Here is a 17,544-nt window from a genome sequence, read left to right as displayed (position 1 = left end):
TCTTTAATATTTTATATCGATATATTCCGATATATCTTTATATAAAACATCTATGAAGGAGTGTGTCATGTGCAAAATACATGGAAGGTTTATATTTTGGCGATTATCAGCTTTTTGGTGGGGACGTCTGAATATGTGATATCCGGGGTGCTTGATAAAATTGCTGGTTCCTTGGGAGTCACTGTAGCAGCGGCAGGGCAGCTGATTACGATTTTTTCGCTCGTTTATGCAATCGGAACGCCCGTCATGATGGCTCTTACAGCAAGGCTGGACAGAAGGAAGCTCATGATCTATGCTCTTGGACTGTTTGTTATCGGGAATATAAGTTCGTTTCTTGTGCAGGGATACGCCTTATTTGCTGCAGCTCGGGTGATCATGGCGCTTGGAGCGGGAACTGTGGTGGTTACCGCGCTTACGATCGCAGCAAAAATCGCTCCCCCGGGAAAGCAGGCAAGCTCTCTCGCGACAGTCATTATGGGATTTACGGCAGCACTTATTATCGGTGTGCCGATCGGAAGAACCGTGTCGGAAGCTTTTGGCTGGAAGATGGTCTTCGCCGGTATTGCGGCAATCGGAATCATTGCTATGTTCATTATACGTTTCGCATTGCCTGAGATAAAAGGGGATAAACCCGTGCCGCTCATCAAGCAATTCTCTCTCTTAAAGAGACGAAAGGTGGCTGTCGGCCTGGCCATCACGTTTTTTTGGCTCGGAGGCTATTCAGTTGCGTATACGTACCTTTCTCCGTATTTACTGAACGTCACTCATATCGGCAGCGGAATGCTGAGTACATTGCTGCTTATTTTCGGTGTCGCCAGTCTTGCCGGTTCTAAAGCCGGCGGTTTCAGCGCAGACAGAGGGGGGGCGCGTGTCACATTAACCGGCGGAATGGCGCTTCATGCTATCATGCTCATGTTGTTGTCGTTTGTTACACATTCTGCTGCCGGAGCGGCGGCCGTGCTTATATTTTGGTCCTTTGCCGCCTGGTCATCAGGGCCTGCCCAGCAGTATCATTTGGCAACGATGGAGCCTGAATCATCGGGGGTATTACTTGGCCTTAACCAGTCTGTGATGCAGCTGGCTATGGCGGCGGGGGCCGGAATTGGAGGCGTTGTTGTCACTCATCTGTCTCTTGCGTCAGTGACATGGATCGGAGCAGCCGGTGTTATCGTTGCGATGTGCAGCGTGCTTTCGCTTGCATCGTTAGCATCTGAAAAAACTTCATCTGAATACAGCGCAGCATAAACAAAAGCCTCATTTCTCAGCTTGAGAAACGAGGCTTTTTGTCTTGTTATTTTTCACATTTTTTCAGGTTTACACCGATTGCGGCTCCGTTTCGGCTTGAGTCGGCAACTCCGGTGAAGGTGCCGTTCTCACGGTCGATTAGTATGCTTTGCACGTTTCCGATATCAACCGGGCTTGCGCCGAATTTATGTCCCATTTCGTTCAGTTTTGTGCGGGCTTCCGGCACTCCTTCTTCATATCGATAGGATGTCATGCTGTTTGTGTAAATTCTCGGCTCTTCGACCGCCGCTTTCAGATCCATGCCGTATTCGACTTTGTTCAGGATCGTTTGCAGAACGGAAGAGATAATCGTTGCTCCGCCAGGGGAGCCGACAGTCAGGACAGGTTCGTTATTTTTAAATAAAATGGTCGGGGTCATGCTGCTTAGCGGACGTTTATTCGGCTGCACTTCATTTGCGCCGCCCGGCACCGCATCGAAGTCTGTTAATTCATTGTTCAAAACAACGCCGTATCCGGGAACCATAATGCCGGAACCGAACAGCTGTTCAATCGTTGTCGTGTAAGATACGACATTTCCGAAGCGATCGGCTACCGTGAAGTGAGTCGTTTGGCCTTCTTGTTTGTCAGTCGGCTGCTTCACTTGTTTATAGTTTGCAGAACCTTCCTGATAGGCCCAAGGATCGCCGGCTTTCGGTTTTTTATTCACTTTATTAATATCTATCAGCTGTCTGCGGGCATTGATATAATCTGGATTCAAGAGACCTTTGAGAGGAACGTTGACGAACTCGGGATCTCCGGCAAATGCAGCCCGGTCAGCATAAGCTAAATGCATTGTTTCAGCGAGAAGCTGATATTTTTGCCAAGAACGGATATCATATTGAGAAAGCTTAAAATCATCCAGGAGGTTCAGCATTTGTAACAAGAAAACACCGCCGGAACTTGGAGGAGGAGCAGTCGCGATATGATAGCCCTGATAATCGCCCCAGATCGGCTCGTCAATCGTTACGTTGAAGTTTTTAATATCCTTTTCTGTCATTGAGCCGCCGAATTCCTGCACTGTTTCCGCAAGCTTTTTGGTGAATGCTCCGTCATAGAATGCTTTTGTGCCTTTATACTTAATGGCAGTGAATGTTTTGGCTAAGTCTTTTTGGACGAGTGTGTCTCCTTCTTTCAGAGGTTCTCCGTTCGGAAGAAACACGTCTTTTGCAGCAGTGTGTGATAATTTGTCTTTATAATCTGAGATGGCATCAGCTAAAACCGAATCAATCGGAAAGCCCTTTGAGGCAAGTGCAATGGAAGGGGTGATGAGTTGTTTCATGGAGCGTGTGCCCCACTTGTCGAGCGCTTTTTCAAGGCCTTTTAATGTTCCCGGAACACCGACGGCAGTCCCTTTTGTAACCCGTTCAGAGAAAGGAATGGCTTTGCCGTTTTCGTCAAGGAACATATCCGGTGTTGCGCCTGCCGGTGCGCGTTCCCGGCTGTCGATAATGGTGGTGTCTTTTGTCTTCGCATCATAAACCATCATAAATCCGCCGCCGCCGATCCCTGACATCATCGGTTCAGTTACGTTTAATGCGAATTGAATAGCAACCGCAGCGTCAATTGCATTGCCGCCTTTTTTCAGCACGTCAGCACCGATTTGTGAAGCGAGAGGATGGGCGGTGGCGACCATGCCGTCTTTGCCGACATCCACCTGTTTGTAGTCATCATAGGAAAACGGGTGTTTCTTAGCCTGGGCGTGATAAGGGATGCTGCCGGCCGTGAGCAAAGCACTGAGCAGAACGATAAAACAGAAATTCATAAACTTTTTCTTTTTCATAGTCTGCCTCCTTTGTTTTCCGCTTACAATTATAGAGTAAGTAAAATGTGGTGTTTTCACAAGTGACAAACGGAATAGTCCGGTGTGCAAAAAGTCAGGGTTTCTGTGTGAATGTAATCAGTCGGGAATGGGATAAATGGGAAACCGGACAGTAAAAGCTGTGAAACAAGCATAAAGACAAAAAATAAGCTACAATAAACAAAACAGAATTCACTCACATGACATATGAAAGGAACGTGAGCCATGTATTTAACCATTAAAGAGACAGCGGAGTTTACCAATCTTCCTGAAGAATATGTGCATAATCTTGTTTTAACGAATAAAATAAGGGCCGTCCATGACGGACAGCAATATTTAATCAACAAGGAACAATTTCACACCCATCTCGAACAGCTGGAAAAATATAAGGAAATGATTCAGGAGTTTTTAAATGAACCGCTCCCTGAAGATATTGATGTAAAAGATGAGGATTAGGACACAATTTCATATTGTGTCTTTTTTTGTATCTTTTTTTCGGTTGTTCTCAAAAAACGGATGCTCAGATTTCGTTTTAAGGGCGTTATTTTTATTTTTTAATACCATGTGTATCTATTTGGTTAAAATCCCGTCACGGGGGTAAAAATGGTGTTTATGAGGATCGCGCTGAAAATACGTGTCTATTTCTTCTTATGTAACACTATGTATATTATGTTACATAAGGGGCTTTATCCTTTATCATTCAATGGGTTTCGGCTATAATAGTAACATAAAGCTCAATATGTTACTTTACCATTTATAAGGGGTTTTTTGATGCACATCGTACAGCCGATCCGAAGTTTGGAGAAGATCCAGGAAGTCAAACAGTATTTAAAGAAGAAAAGTGAACGTGATTATTTTTTATTTATTTTCGGCATGAACAGCGCACTGAGGATTTCTGACGTTCTGCCGCTTCGTGTGAGAGATGTCAGGAACAAAGATCATGTCTGGGCAACCGAAAGCAAAACGAGAAAGAAAAGAAAAATTCTGATATTGGAGTCTCTAAAGGCAGACATATACGCTTACACAAAAGACATGAAAGAGAATGACTATTTGTTTAAATCGAAACGGACGAACAAGCCCATTTCCCGGATTCAGGCATACAGAATTTTAAAAGAAGCAGCTGCTGCGTGCGGATTGGAGGAAATCGGGACGCATACGCTGAGAAAGACGTTCGGGTACCATTTTTATCAGCGGACGAAAGATATTGCTGAACTCCAGCGGATATTAAACCATTCTTCTCCGTCTATTACGATGCGTTATATCGGAATAGATGAAGATACGACGAGAGCCGCCTATAAAGTATTCGGAGGACTGTAGGCTTGAAAAAAACAGCCGCCAGCGTTACTATAATAGAAGCAGGCTCTAGTAGCACAGCGGATAGTGCAGCAGTTTCCTAAACTGCAGGTCGGGAGTTCGAATCTCTCCTAGAGCGTTTTTTTTATATAAAAAGGTGCAGATTAATAGTCTAAAAAGAAAAGAACCCTTGTTATACAGGGGTTTTTCTTTTTTTGTGAGTTCTGGGTAAGAACCCATGGAAAAAAGCCCGCTGTAAGCGGGCTTTTCTTTATATAATAGCATCAAATTGGTTGACTTTCCAAACGTTGTTTTCTTTTACAAATGTAACGTCGCGTTTTGCTGACGGAGATCCGTCAAGAGTCGGTACAGTGAAGCGGTATGTTTGGACGCTTCCTTTTTTAGAAAGAAGGGTCATTTTTGCTTTTTTCCAATTCAGGAGGTTGTCTCCGTCGCCGACCGGAACAGCCAATTTGCCGTCTTTTACAGTGAAGTGGTAATCTTTGAGCCCTTTATCAATCGCTTGCTTTGTAAAGGCGGGTGTCAGGTATTTTACGGCTTTCGCTTTTGTTCCGAGCTCTTTGCACATGAACACATATTGCATATTTTGATATTCGAACTGTTCAGATGTACAGTTTGTGTTTGATTTAAGCGCGCCTCCGCTCATCGTGTTCCAGAAATGTTCTCTTGCTGACAGAGCCAGCTGCAGTGCTTGTTTTTGTGTAAGGTCATTGGGCGTATTTTTGGCAGTCGCCGCAGTGCCCAGTGATAGAATCAATGTAATAGTAGTAAGGAATAATAGCCATTTTTTCATGATTTAATCTCTCCTTCAACGAATCTCTTTCTCTTATGTTACAAATGTTACAATAATTACGTTAAGATTACAATACCTTTTCAGAAATATTTTCCGAACTTTTTATTTTTATGATTTATTTCCATGTAAGACGCAAGAAAAAGATAAAGAGTTTCATTGAACAAAAGGTTTTTACAAGCTGTCTGCTGAATAATAAAATGGAAGAAAATCAAAAAAGGAGTCCTACATATGGAAGTACAAGATAATCTGGAGACAGCGGAAGGCCGCGGCCAATCTGTCTGGCGATCGATGTCACTGTTTTTAGTGCCGCTGCTTTTAAGCAATGTATTGCAATCTGTCGGCCAATTGGTCGGAATGGTATTCGTCGGAAGGTGGCTCGGAGTCGATGCGCTTGCCGCCGTATCGTCTTTTTTTCCGCTGTTTTTTCTGCTGATTTCCTTTACGATCGGAATCGGTTCAGGAAGTTCCATTCTGATCGGGCAGGCTTACGGCGCGAAAAACGAAGAGAGGATGAAGGCGATTGTCGGCACGACACTGACTTTTACCTTTATGCTCGGGATTGTGCTGGCAGTTGTCGGCAGTGTGTTTACACTTGATATTTTACGGCTGATGGGAACGCCGGAAAATGTAATAGATGTCAGTGTCCGATATGCGCGCATTTTGTTTTGTGCAATGCCGCTGATGTTTTTATATTTTGCTTATACGACATTTTTACGCGGAACGGGAGATTCAAAGACCCCGTTTTATACGTTAATCGTCAGTACAGTCATTAACATAGGGCTATTGCCGTTATTGATTCTCGGACTTTTCGGGCTTCCGAAGTTCGGCATTTACGGATCGGCGTATGCAACGGTGATTTCAAACATCGTGACATTTATCGTACTCATGGTTTATTTGAGGAAAAAGAAGCATCCATTGGCATTTGACCGGGCTGCTTTCCGCTCTCTTAAAATGGACAGAAAGCTGCTTGCGCTTTTACTGCGGCTCGGTATTCCGTCGAGTATCAATATGATTCTCGTATCACTTTCTGAAATCGCGGTCATCTCTTTTGTTAATCATTACGGATCAAACGCGACGGCGGCTTACGGGGTCGTCAACCAAGTGGCGAGTTATGTGCAGATGCCGGCGGTAAGCCTCGGTATCGCCGTTTCAATTTTTGCCGCCCAGTCCATAGGGGCTAATCAATTCGGCCGGCTGAAACAGGTCATCAAAGTCGGCATCGGCCTGAATTATTTGATTGGCGGGGTATTGATTCTGCTGATCTACACCTTCACCCGACAGATACTGGCCTTGTTTTTAACAGATCAGGGTACACTGCATATTGCCCGCAATCTTATTATGATTACACTTTGGAGCTATTTGATTTTCGGTCACGCTCAGATTGTTTCAGCGACAATGCGGGCGAGCGGTACGGTGTTATGGCCGACGATTATCAGCATTTTTACAATTTGGGGAATTGAAGTGCCTGTCGCCTTTATTCTTTCTCATTACACAACACTCGGTATTCTCGGCATCTGGGTCGGTTATCCGGCGGCTTTCGTCGTCAGCCTGCTGCTGCAATACGGGTATTACCGATTTGTATGGAAGAAAAAGCAGATTACCCGGCTGATTCAATAAAGCACATCGCTCAGTTCATACGGGCGATGTTTTTTTATAGAAGGAAAATGAGTTTAGAAAATGGAATTCCTATACATGCTAGAAAACAAGGAAAGGGCAGGTGCTTATGAAGATTGAACATACGACTTATTTAGGGGTTTCAGCTGTAAAAGCGGAGACTGACCAGGCTGAATGTATCATTGTGCCTGAATGGGGCTCAAATGTCATATCGATTCGGGATAAAAGAACAGGTATGCGGCTTCTGAGAGAACCGGAAACTGCGGAACAATTCCGTGAAACACCGATGCTGTACGGTATTCCCGTTTTATTTCCGCCGAACCGGATTACGGACGGGACGTTTCGTTTTGACGGCCGCACATATCAATTTGAGATAAATGAAGAGGATAAACATAATCATATTCACGGCTTTCTTTACAATCAGCATTGGAAGTTGGCGGGTGCGAAAGAAGAGGGGGATGAATTGACAGTCGAAACAGAAATTGACCTATCAAAGATTCCGCGTGTCCATAAACAATTTCCGCACGATGTTATTGTGCGGATGACATATACATTAAAAGACAATGTCTTTACCCAACGCGCGCTGATTATCAATAAGGGAACGGAGGCTTTTCCGTGGGGGCTCGGCTATCACTCCTCATTCGTTTTTAATGAAGAGCGGGCACGCCTTTTTCTGACGGCTGACCGCATGTGGGAATTAAATGAACGTTTCGTGCCGACGGGCCGTTTATTGGATGTTCCTGATAAAGAAGCGTTCCGTAAGGGGATGTCTTTGAAAAATAAGCAATTTGATGATGTTTTTCTTTCTTCCGGACGGAATGGCGGCAATAATGAAGCGGTTATTTATCATCCGGATGAGCAGATATCCGTTTTGTATGAGGCAGACACGTCTTTCAAGCATTGGGTGGTATTTAACGGTGACGGTAAGCAAGGGTTTGTCAGTCTCGAGCCTTATACTTCCGTCACAGATGCGTTTAATCTGAATCAGCCTGCATCACTGACAGGGCTTCAGATTCTGAAACCGGGCGAAGAAGTGGCTGCGACATCCCGGATCACCATTTTGCATGACGAAGAATAGGAAAGAGGCGGGATAATATTGAAAACATATGTCAAACGCTTGAGCGCGGTGATTCTGCTTTTGATTATAGCCGCAGTTCCTTATATTGATGATTCCGCCAAAGCGGCCGAACAAAAAAATGCTTTGCAAAAAGAGCTGCAACAAATTCTGAATGAAGAGCCTGCTTTAAAAGGCGCTGCAGCGGGTGTCAGTGTACAATCAGCAAAAACGGGAGAAGTGCTGTTCGCAAGCGGGGAAGATATGCGGCTGAGGCCCGCATCACTGATGAAGCTGCTGACGGCATCTGCGGCGCTTTCTGTGCTCGGAGAAGATTACAGGTTTAAGACAGAAGTACGGGCAGATGGCGCCGTGAAAGGGAAACAGCTGCACGGAAACCTTTATCTGAGAGGGAAAGGCGATCCGACTCTATTGGCTTCTGATTTTGAGAAGATGGCAAAACAGGTCAAAGAAAGAGGCATCCGCGTCATTAAAGGAGAACTGATCGGGGATGATTCGTGGTATGACGATACCAGGTATTCAGTTGATCTTCCGTGGAGCGATGAAGGCCAATACTATGGCGCGCAAGTATCAGCTCTTACCGCTTCCCCAAACGAGGATTATGATACCGGAACGGTGATGGCGGAAATCAGCCCGGCAAAACAGCCCGGTAAAAAACCGCGTATTTCGATTTCCCCCAATACGGACGTCGTTCGCGTGAAAAATGAAGTGAAGACCGTCGCTTCTGATGAAAAGAAAGATTTGACCATTGAACGGGAGCATGGGGGCAATGTGATTACAGTAAAGGGAACCATACCGGCGGGTGCGGCAAAGGCAAAAGAATGGGCTGCAGTGTGGGATCCGTCGTCCTATGCTTTAGATTTATGGAAACAAGCGCTTAAAAAACAGGGGATCACAATAAAAGGGAAGGTCAAAACCGGGCGCATGCCCCGTCACACCAAGCTAGTCACATCACGGACATCCATGCCTCTTTCAGAATTATTGATTCCGTTTATGAAACTGAGCAACAACGGTCACGCCGAAATTTTGATCAAGGAAATGGGAAAAGTGAAAAAAGGCGAGGGCAGCTGGGAAAAGGGCTTAGATGTGATGAAATCAGAGCTGAAATCGTTCGGGCTGAATCCGGATGAATTGATTGCAAGAGACGGATCCGGTGTTTCTCATATTGACGGTGTATCCGCCGGCCAAATCGGAGAGCTTTTGTATGCGGTTCAAAAAGAAAAGTGGTACCCGGCTTTCCTTCGTTCTCTTCCCGTCGCCGGGGCGAGTGACAGAATGACGGGAGGCACCCTTCGGAATCGGCTGAAGGATACTCCGGCAGAAGGCAAAATTAAAGCGAAAACCGGGTCATTAACGTCAGTCAGTTCGATAGCCGGCTATGCAGATACAAAAACAGGAGATACTCTTATTTTTTCCGTGCTTCAAAATGGGCTGCTAGACGAAGATGACGGAAAAGACATTGAAGACAAAATCGCAGTCGTGCTGGCAAATCAATAAGAAAAGCCGATCCTTACAGGATCCGGCTTTTTTTGATGGAGAACGAGATCTGCAAAACATTATATTGCCATTATGAATCGATCTTTTCAAAAAGTAATATCTGCAAAATTAGGCTTTTTTTTATGCTTTCTTTACTTATATGTTCACCGATTTTTCATTTTTATCGTAAAAACTTCTTTCCGGGAGGCAAAATCTTTTTAAAGACGCGATTAATTATACATTTTATTCCTTATTATAGTGTTTAAGAACTGGTTTGCATTGTGCATACATACCGTTTTACATGGTATAAAGATAATAGAAATGAAGAATCAAAGTAAGGAGATTATACTATATTCTAAAAAATGTTAGAAAAAATTTAATTTTTTATTGTGATTTCTAAAATATGTTTTAAAATAATGCTTATATGGATGATTTAGTCATATGCTGTCGAATTTTAATTGTAATTATTTCACTTTCTTATCCTCTTAAATTGAAGCGGAGGGATTCCATTGAAGAATACTGTTTATGCTTTAACTCACGCCCAAAGAAGAGTGTGGTTTACGGAGCTGCTCGAGCCGGGCACAAGTATCTGCAATCTTGCGGCGTGCGTCAAATTCAGGGGAAACATCGATTTTGACGTACTGCGCCGTGCTTTAGATTTCTCTATCTTGCAAAATGATTCGCTCAGGTTTCAACTGACGGAAGGCGACGGGTCAGAACCCCAGCTGTATTTGACCGGGCATTCGCCGATTTCTTTAGAAACCGTTGATTTTACTCATACTGATCAATCAGAGCAGGATGCATGGATTGACACACAGACGCGTGTTCCGTTCAAGCTGTTTCATTCACCTCTGTATCAATTTACTCTGCTTGTCATGTCAGACGAAGAAGTTTGGCTTTATTCAAAATTTCACCACATTATCATGGACGGCATCTCGCTCAATCTGCTCGGCAACCAGCTTATTGATATCTACCAAAAGATTATGCGGAGCGAGGATTTAACTGATCATCACAGACCTTCCTATCTCAGCTACATGGAAAAAGAACAGCAATATTTACAGTCCTCCCGTTTTCAAAAAGATCGTTCATTTTGGACTGAAACGTACCGAACTGTTCCGGAACACCTTTCATTGGCGGAACGAACCTCTCACCTTAGACAAAGCACTGCAGCTTCCAGAGATACAATTACTCTTTCTCACTCCTTAGAACAATCAATCCGGCGTTTTTGCAAAGAAAATAATCTCAGCATCATCTCTCTGTTTATGGCTTCGTTATACATATGCATCAGCCGTCTGACGGCTAAAAAGGATATTGCCATCGGTACTTATTACGGAAACCGGGGTTCCAAGCTCGAAAAGGATATGCTCGGCATGTTTGTCAGCACACTGCCGATCAGAATGACGGCAGATCCTGATGCGGAGTTCCTGTCCTTTGTCCGCAGTGTAGGAAAAGAGCAGCTGTCTGTTATGCGGCACCAGAAATATCCTTACAATCTTTTTGTCAATGAATTAAGGCAGGTTCATCACGACCTGCAAAATATCATCGGTATTTCGATGCAGTACCAGCCCCTTGAATGGCGTCAGGCAGAGGGCTTCGATTTTGAAACGGCCATGTTTTTCAGCGGGCATACCGCAAACGAGCTTTCCATTTTAATTAAGGAGCGGACAGATACGGGATTGATTGAGCTGAATTTTGATTATCAATCCGCTTTATTTACTGAAAAATCAATCAAACGCATTCAAACTCATTTGCTGACCCTCGTCGAAAATGCCGTTAGAAATCCAGATCAGCTGATTCGGCATATTGATATGGCGGATGAAGAAGAAAAACAACGGGTGTTAACTGAGTTTAACCGAACAGAAACGGTTGAACCGCCGGCCCCGACGCTTCACGGGCTGTTTACCCGAGGCGCCGCGCTTTCGCCGGATCGTCCGGCGCTCCGGTTTCCGGGCGGTATGCTGACGTACGCCGAGCTTGATCAGTACACAGACAGACTCGCTGTCCAGCTTCGTCAAAAAGGCGTCTGTAAAGAAAGCATCATCGGCGTGCTCGCTGAACGCTCGCCGGAGATGGTGATTTCTGTGCTTGCCGTGTTAAAAGCGGGCGGCGCTTATGTGCCGCTTGATCCGGAATATCCTGAGGAAAGGTTGCGTTATATGCTCGCTGACAGCGGAGCCTGTCTCCTGCTTGCACAGTCCGGGTTATCCGTTTCCGGTTTTTCCGGTGAGACGCTTGACGTTTCTCTTTCTGCTCTTACAGGTGAAACGGAGACAGGGGCTGTCTCTGAAGAAGCGGATGCCGATTCGCTCGCTTATATCATTTACACGTCCGGTTCGACGGGAACACCGAAGGGAGTGGCTGTTGAACACCGACAGGCCGCAGCCTTTTTATCCGGCATGCAAGGGCAGTTTCCGTTAACGGAAGAGGATATCATCGTACTGAAATCATCCTTTTCTTTCGACGCTTCCATCTGGCAATTGTTTTGGTGGACGATGTCAGGCGCTTCTGTGTATCTGCTTCCGTCCGGCTGGGAGAAAGATCCTGCCCTGATGATTGAAGCCTTTGTCTCTGAAAAGGTGACGACCGCGCATTTTATTCCGGCGATGGTCAACAGCTTTTTAGACGCGCTGGAAACGGAGCCTGAGGAAACAAGAATCCGCCTCGGCAAAACACTGACTCGCGTGTTTGCCGGAGGGGAAGCACTTTCACCGCTTACGGCTGCCCGTTTTGCCGATCTTTTGCCGGAGACCGTGCTCATTCACGGCTACGGGCCGACAGAAGCGACGGTTGATGCGGCCTTTTACGTCTGTGACCGAAAACGGGACAGCGGCAGGACAAGGCTTCCGATCGGAAAACCCGTTCCGGGTGCCCGTCTGTATGTGTTAGACGGCGGAGGAACCGTTCAGCCTGCGGGTGTGGCCGGAGAGCTGTACATCGCGGGGACAGGTGTGGCGCGGGGCTATCTGAACCGCCCTGAGCTGACGGAGGAGCGTTTTCTCGATGATCCGTTTTATCCGGGGGAGCGCATGTATCAGACAGGGGACATCGCCCGCTGGACAGAAGACGGGCTTGTCGAATGGCTCGGCCGTTCAGACGGACAGGTGAAAGTCCGCGGCTACCGGATTGAACCGGGAGAAATCGAAGCGGCGATCCGGCGTATTGACGGCATCCGTGAAGCGGCGGTCACCGCCCGGACCGACCACGGCGATACCGCGCTTTACGCTTATATCGAAGGCCGAAAAAGCGATGACGTGCGGGCGGAGCTTGCGGCACGCCTTCCGGCTTACATGATGCCGGCTCAGTTCATAGAGATGACCGAGTGGCCGGTCACGCCGAGCGGAAAGCTTGACCGCCGCGCGCTGCCGGCTCCTGACGGAGCGGCAGACAGACAGGCGTACACCGCACCGCGGAACGTCACGGAAATGAAGCTTTGCGCCCTTTGGGAAGAGGTGCTGAAAAACGGCCCCGTCGGCATCCGGGATCACTTTTTTGAGCGGGGCGGCCATTCGCTGAAAGCGACGGCTCTCGTCTCCCGCATCGCCAAAGAGTTCGGCGTTCAGGTGCCGTTACAGGACATCTTCGCCCGGCCGACGGTGGAAGAGCTCGCTTCGGTCATTCAGGACCTCGAAGAGAGCCCGTATGAAGCGATTCAGCCTGCAAAAACACAGGCCATCTATCCGGTGTCTTCGGCACAGAAACGGATGTATGTGCTCCAGCAGCTTGAAGACGGCGGTGTCGGCTACAATATGCCGGCTGTGCTGGAACTGACGGGCCCGCTTGACCGCGTGCGGCTGGAGGAGACGTTCCGGCAGCTTGTTGAGCGGCATGACTCGCTCAGAACGTCCTTTGAAACGGGGCCTGACGGCGAACCGGTGCAGCGCATCCATGCCAGCGTGCCGTTTCAGCTGGAGGATGCCGGGTCAGCTGACGCATTTGTCCGGCCGTTCCGTCTGGATGAAGCGCCGTTCTTCCGTGCGGCCCTCGTGAAAGAATCGGATGAACGCCATCTTTTATTGACGGATATGCATCACATTATTTCAGACGGTGTGTCCGTCAACACCCTGATTAAAGAATTCGGCGAGCTGTACGCCGGCCGTACGCTTGCGCCGATGCGCCTTCAATATAAAGACTATGCCGTCTGGCAGCGGGAATTTCAACAGAAAGAAGGGTACCGGAAACAGGAAGACTATTGGCTGAAGCGGCTTGAAGGAGAGCTTCCGGTGCTTGAACTGCCGGCTGACAAGCCCCGTCCGGCTGTCAGAAGCTTTGCGGGCGGCACGGTATCGTGCGCGCTTGACGCTGAAACGGCATCCGGACTTCACCGCATCGCCCGGGATCACGGCTCCACTTTGTATATGGTGCTTCTTGCCGCGTACAATACGTTACTCGCGCGTCTGAGCGGGCAGGAAGATATTATCGTCGGCTCGCCGATTGCCGGGCGCCCGCACAAAGACCTTGAACCGATTCTCGGGATGTTCGTCAACACGCTCGCCATCAGAACGGAGCCGAAAGCGGACAAACGGTTCACCGATTACTTGGCGGAAGTCCGCCAGGCCGCGCTTGAAGCGTACGAGCATCAGGACTACCCGTTCGAAGAGCTTGTGGAACGGCTCGGCGTGCAGCGTGACACAAGCCGCAATCCGCTGTTTGATGCGATGCTTGTCGTTCAGAATATGGAGCATGCGGAACTGCTGCTGGACGATTTGCATATTCAGCCTGCGGACATGTCCCGCCCGGTTTCCAAATTTGATTTCACTTTGCAGGCTTCTGAAGGCGGGGGACAGATTCATTTTCTGTTTGAATATGCGTCGGCTCTATTCCGAAAAGAAACGATGGAGCGCTGGGCTTCCCACTTTTTGACGATGCTTGAACACATTGTCCGTGAACCGGAATCCTCTTTACGGGAGATCAATATGCTGACTGTCCCGGAACGAAACCGGATTCTTTCAGACTTTAACGGCATGACGGATAAACAGCTGCCGGAAAACACAGTTCATGAACTGTTCATCACCCAGGCGCGAAAAACACCTGATAGGGCGGCTCTTATCAGCGGGGATAAGTCAGTCACATATAAAGAATTAGATGAATGGTCGAATAAAATCGCCAGAGCTCTGCAAAAACGGCAGATCGGACCAGATGCCGCCGTCGGCATTGTGATACCAAGATCACCGGAACAAGCCGCGGCAGTCTTCGGAGTTTGGAAAGCAGGAGGCGCCTACGTCCCGATAGATCCTGAATATCCTGAGGATCGCAAGCAATATATCATCGCAGACAGCGGCACAGCGCTTCTCCTTACCGTAGACGATGCGATAGATCAAGTGCCTGACGGTTTCAACGGTGAAGTACTCGCGCTGGAAGATATAAAAGAATCGGACGCTTCACCGGTTCAGTCACTGTCAGCGCCGGGGGATTTGGCTTACATCATTTATACGTCCGGGACGACAGGAAGGCCGAAAGGGGTGATGGTTGAACATCGATCCGTCAGCCAAACGCTTCAATGGCGAAGCAGTTTTTATGATCTGAATGAGAAAGATACCGTTCTTCAGCTCTTTTCATTTTCCTTTGACGGATTTGTAACAAGTATGTTCACACCGCTGATTTCCGGTGCGAAAGTGGCCGTTTTAGCTGAAGATGAAGCGAAAGATATTCTTGCCATTAAACACTATCTCGCTTCGCAGCGCATCACACACATGATTATTGTTCCTGTGCTGTACCGTACACTGCTTGACGTACTAGAGCCGGGAGATGCCGAGTCTCTCCGGTTTGTCACATTAGCGGGAGAAGCTGTCGATCAAAACATTATCAGCCGCAGTTTATCGGTTTGTCCTCATACGGAGCTTGCCAACGAGTACGGCCCGACGGAAAACAGCGTCGCTACTACAGCGGCAAGGCATATAGAACAAAATGAGGACATTACGATCGGCCGGCCGATTGATCATTCACAAGTTTATATTTTAAACGGAGATCATCCGCAGCCGATCGGTGTAACAGGGGAACTTTGCATCTCGGGTTCCGGCCTTGCAAGAGGGTACCGTAATCTTCCTCAGCAAACGGCTCAAGCCTTCGTCCAAGATCCGTTTCGTAAGAATCAGCGCATGTACCGGACGGGCGATCTGGCAAAATGGCTGCCGGACGGCACGCTGCAATATATCGGCCGAATGGACGAGCAAGTCAAAATCAGAGGCTACCGGGTGGAGCTGAAAGAAATTGAGGCCGCCTTAACAGGCATAAAAGGCGTTAAAGAAGCAGCCGTCACCGCTCAGCCCGCATCAGCAGGCCAAACGGAACTATGCGCTTATATCGTGACAGAAGAAGGAACAGACAGCGAAACCGTGCAGCAGGCGCTCAGAAATGAAATGCCCGCTTATATGGTGCCGGCGTTCTTTGAAACGCTTGAGTCACTGCCTGTCACACCAAACGGGAAGCTTGACCGCCGCGCGCTTCCTGAGCCGCGGAAAAAAGCACAGACGGGACGGGCGTTTACGGAACCTGCCGGCGCCATTGAAAAAGAGCTGGCAGCGATTTGGAGCGAAGTGCTCGGAACTGAAAATATTGCAGCGGATCAATCATTTTTTGAGCTTGGCGGCGATTCCAACAAAGCCCTGCAAGTATCGGCACGATTACACCAGGCAGGAAAACAGATAGCTGTAAAAGACATTTTCAGCCGGCCTACAATTAAAGAGCTGGCGCCTTATGTCCGTACAGAGCGGCAGCCGGTCAGCCAAGCTCCCGCACAAGGAGAAGTGAAGTGGTCGCCTGTTCAAAAATGGTTCTTCACACAAGACATGACGGAAGCAAACCATTTTAACCAATCCGTTATGCTGACGAGAAAAAATCCAATAGATGAAGAGGCCTTAAGGAAAACGTTAAAAGCCATTACCGTTCATCATGATGCCTTGCGACTTGTGTGCAAAAAAGATGGAGAGAAAGGCTTTTTCCTCTTCAACAGACCGGCTGATCTCGCAGATGAGCAGCTTTACAACCTGGCTATTTTAGAAGTGTCAGGCGAAGAGCATGAAAAAGAACGTTTTATAAAGCGCCGCGTTTCAGAGCTTCAAAGAAACATGGATTTAGAGAACGGGCCGCTGGTACAGGCGGGGCTGTTCCGCTCTGAATCGGAAGATTACTTATTTCTTTCCGTCCATCATCTCGCCGTCGACGGGATGTCATGGCGGATTTTACTGGAAGACTTGGCTTCTGTCTATGAACAGGCGGCTTCAGGAAAGGAAATCAATCTTCCTCCGAAAACAGTGTCATTCAAAACATATACGGAGCAGCTGGCCGATTACGCCGAAAGCCGGCAGCTGCTTCAGCAGGCGGAGTATTGGCGGGAGATTGAACACTATGAAACAGAAAGTCTCCCTTACGAGCAGGCAGATCTATATCAAGCTTCTGCGAAAAAACGAAACACGGTATCTTTCACATTGACGGAAAGTGAAACAGACGCCCTGCTGAGAGATGTGCACAGCGCCTACAATACGGATACGCAAGATATACTTTTGGCTTCCGCCGTACTGGCTGTTCAAAAATGGTCGCCGCGGCATGCTTTGAAAATTGCCCTTGAAGGACACGGACGCCAAACGGAGCAGGGCGGTGCGGATATCAGCAGAACGGTAGGGTGGTTCACTTCCATTTACCCGGTGCTTTTCCGGAGCGGGGCTTATGAACCTCTTGAAGAATATGAAATTCGCACATTGAAAACTGTCAAAGACACATTGCGGCGCATTCCGGAGAAAGGGAACGGATACGGCGTCCTCAAATATTTGACCCCGCCGAAGCTTGCCGGGATGACCTTCGGGAAAGCACCTGAGATCAGCTTTAACTATCTCGGACAATTCGATGCGCCCGGCGGGAATCCGGCAGAAACCGAACAGCCTGACGCATTTCTGTTTTCTCCTTTGGGAGGCGGAGATGATATGACGGATACATGGAAACGGGAGCAGTCACTTGAGATCAGCGCGATTGCGGCACAAGGCCGGATAACCGTTAACATGTCCTATGATACAGGACGCTTCCGGCAAGATACGATCGAACGGCTGTCCGAAAGCTGCCGGTATTTTCTCTTGAAACTGTCGGAACACTGCCTCGGCAAAACCGATACGGAGAAAACGGTCACTGATTTTGATGATCGGGAGCTGACTGAGGAAGCATTACAGGATATTGCCGACTTACTCAGCTTTCACTAAAACC

The 17,544-nt window shown here is 47.7% G+C and carries 9 protein-coding genes and 1 tRNA gene; 8 read left to right on the top strand and 2 right to left on the bottom strand.

Features of this window, described 5'->3' with window-relative positions; translation table 11 throughout:
- Nucleotides 1-69: 69 nt before the first annotated feature.
- The gene (locus tag BAMF_RS30390) at nucleotides 70-1,245 is read left to right on the top strand and encodes an MFS transporter (RefSeq protein WP_013352484.1); all 1,176 of its coding nucleotides are present in this window, start codon (nucleotides 70-72) and stop codon (nucleotides 1,243-1,245) included.
- 46 nt (nucleotides 1,246-1,291) lie between these two features.
- On the opposite strand, the gene ggt is transcribed toward BAMF_RS30390, so the two are convergent.
- Nucleotides 1,292-3,064, bottom strand: coding sequence for a gamma-glutamyltransferase (ggt, locus tag BAMF_RS30385; RefSeq protein ID WP_013352483.1), 1,773 nt, complete (start codon nucleotides 3,062-3,064; stop codon nucleotides 1,292-1,294).
- A gap of 243 nt (nucleotides 3,065-3,307) precedes the next feature.
- On the opposite strand from ggt, the gene BAMF_RS30380 reads away from it, so the two are divergent.
- From BAMF_RS30380 to BAMF_RS30370, 3 genes are all read left to right on the top strand, one after another.
- On the top strand, nucleotides 3,308-3,538 hold the full coding sequence (locus BAMF_RS30380) for an excisionase family DNA-binding protein (RefSeq protein WP_013352482.1): 231 nt from the start codon (nucleotides 3,308-3,310) through the stop codon (nucleotides 3,536-3,538).
- A 315-nt stretch (nucleotides 3,539-3,853) separates the two neighbouring features.
- On the top strand, nucleotides 3,854-4,399 hold the full coding sequence (locus tag BAMF_RS30375; RefSeq protein WP_013352481.1) for a site-specific integrase: 546 nt from the start codon (nucleotides 3,854-3,856) through the stop codon (nucleotides 4,397-4,399).
- A gap of 42 nt (nucleotides 4,400-4,441) precedes the next feature.
- Nucleotides 4,442-4,514: transfer RNA gene (locus BAMF_RS30370), tRNA-Arg, on the top strand.
- A 132-nt stretch (nucleotides 4,515-4,646) separates the two neighbouring features.
- Here the strand turns inward: BAMF_RS30370 and BAMF_RS30365 are convergent.
- The gene (locus tag BAMF_RS30365; RefSeq protein ID WP_013352480.1) at nucleotides 4,647-5,189 is read right to left on the bottom strand and encodes an IseA DL-endopeptidase inhibitor family protein; all 543 of its coding nucleotides are present in this window, start codon (nucleotides 5,187-5,189) and stop codon (nucleotides 4,647-4,649) included.
- 228 nt (nucleotides 5,190-5,417) lie between these two features.
- Between BAMF_RS30365 and BAMF_RS30360 the strand changes: the two genes are divergently transcribed.
- The 4 genes from BAMF_RS30360 (at nucleotide 5,418) to BAMF_RS30345 (ending at nucleotide 17,540) form a co-directional block, all read left to right on the top strand.
- Nucleotides 5,418-6,806, top strand: coding sequence for an MATE family efflux transporter (locus tag BAMF_RS30360; protein ID WP_013352479.1), 1,389 nt, complete (start codon nucleotides 5,418-5,420; stop codon nucleotides 6,804-6,806).
- Nucleotides 6,807-6,912: 106 nt separating this feature from the next.
- Nucleotides 6,913-7,881 (top strand): aldose 1-epimerase, encoded by a 969-nt coding sequence (locus BAMF_RS30355; RefSeq protein ID WP_013352478.1) that lies wholly within the window; start codon nucleotides 6,913-6,915, stop codon nucleotides 7,879-7,881.
- Between the two features lie 18 nt (nucleotides 7,882-7,899).
- Complete coding sequence (gene dacB / locus BAMF_RS30350; protein ID WP_013352477.1) at nucleotides 7,900-9,375, top strand: D-alanyl-D-alanine carboxypeptidase/D-alanyl-D-alanine endopeptidase; 1,476 nt, start codon at nucleotides 7,900-7,902, stop codon at nucleotides 9,373-9,375.
- 488 nt (nucleotides 9,376-9,863) lie between these two features.
- Nucleotides 9,864-17,540 carry a non-ribosomal peptide synthetase gene (locus BAMF_RS30345; protein ID WP_013352476.1) on the top strand — a complete coding sequence of 2,559 codons (7,677 nt, stop codon included), beginning with the start codon at nucleotides 9,864-9,866 and terminating at the stop codon, nucleotides 17,538-17,540.
- Nucleotides 17,541-17,544: the final 4 nt, after the last annotated feature.

Origin of the sequence: Bacillus amyloliquefaciens DSM 7 = ATCC 23350 (assembly GCF_000196735.1) — a bacterium.
GTDB lineage: Bacteria > Bacillota > Bacilli > Bacillales > Bacillaceae > Bacillus > Bacillus amyloliquefaciens.
The sequence above is the reverse complement of the archived record's forward strand: the minus strand, read 5'-3'. Positions and strand labels throughout refer to the sequence as shown.

Excerpts from the sequence above, each read along its gene's own strand:
- ggt (WP_013352483.1), bottom strand. The coding sequence starts at position 3,064 with ATGAAAAAGAAAAAGTTTATGAATTTCTGTTTTATCGTTCTGCTCAGT.
- BAMF_RS30380 (WP_013352482.1), top strand. The coding sequence starts at position 3,308 with ATGTATTTAACCATTAAAGAGACAGCGGAGTTTACCAATCTTCCTGAA.
- BAMF_RS30375 (WP_013352481.1), top strand. The coding sequence starts at position 3,854 with ATGCACATCGTACAGCCGATCCGAAGTTTGGAGAAGATCCAGGAAGTC.
- BAMF_RS30365 (WP_013352480.1), bottom strand. The coding sequence starts at position 5,189 with ATGAAAAAATGGCTATTATTCCTTACTACTATTACATTGATTCTATCA.
- BAMF_RS30360 (WP_013352479.1), top strand. The coding sequence starts at position 5,418 with ATGGAAGTACAAGATAATCTGGAGACAGCGGAAGGCCGCGGCCAATCT.
- BAMF_RS30355 (WP_013352478.1), top strand. The coding sequence starts at position 6,913 with ATGAAGATTGAACATACGACTTATTTAGGGGTTTCAGCTGTAAAAGCG.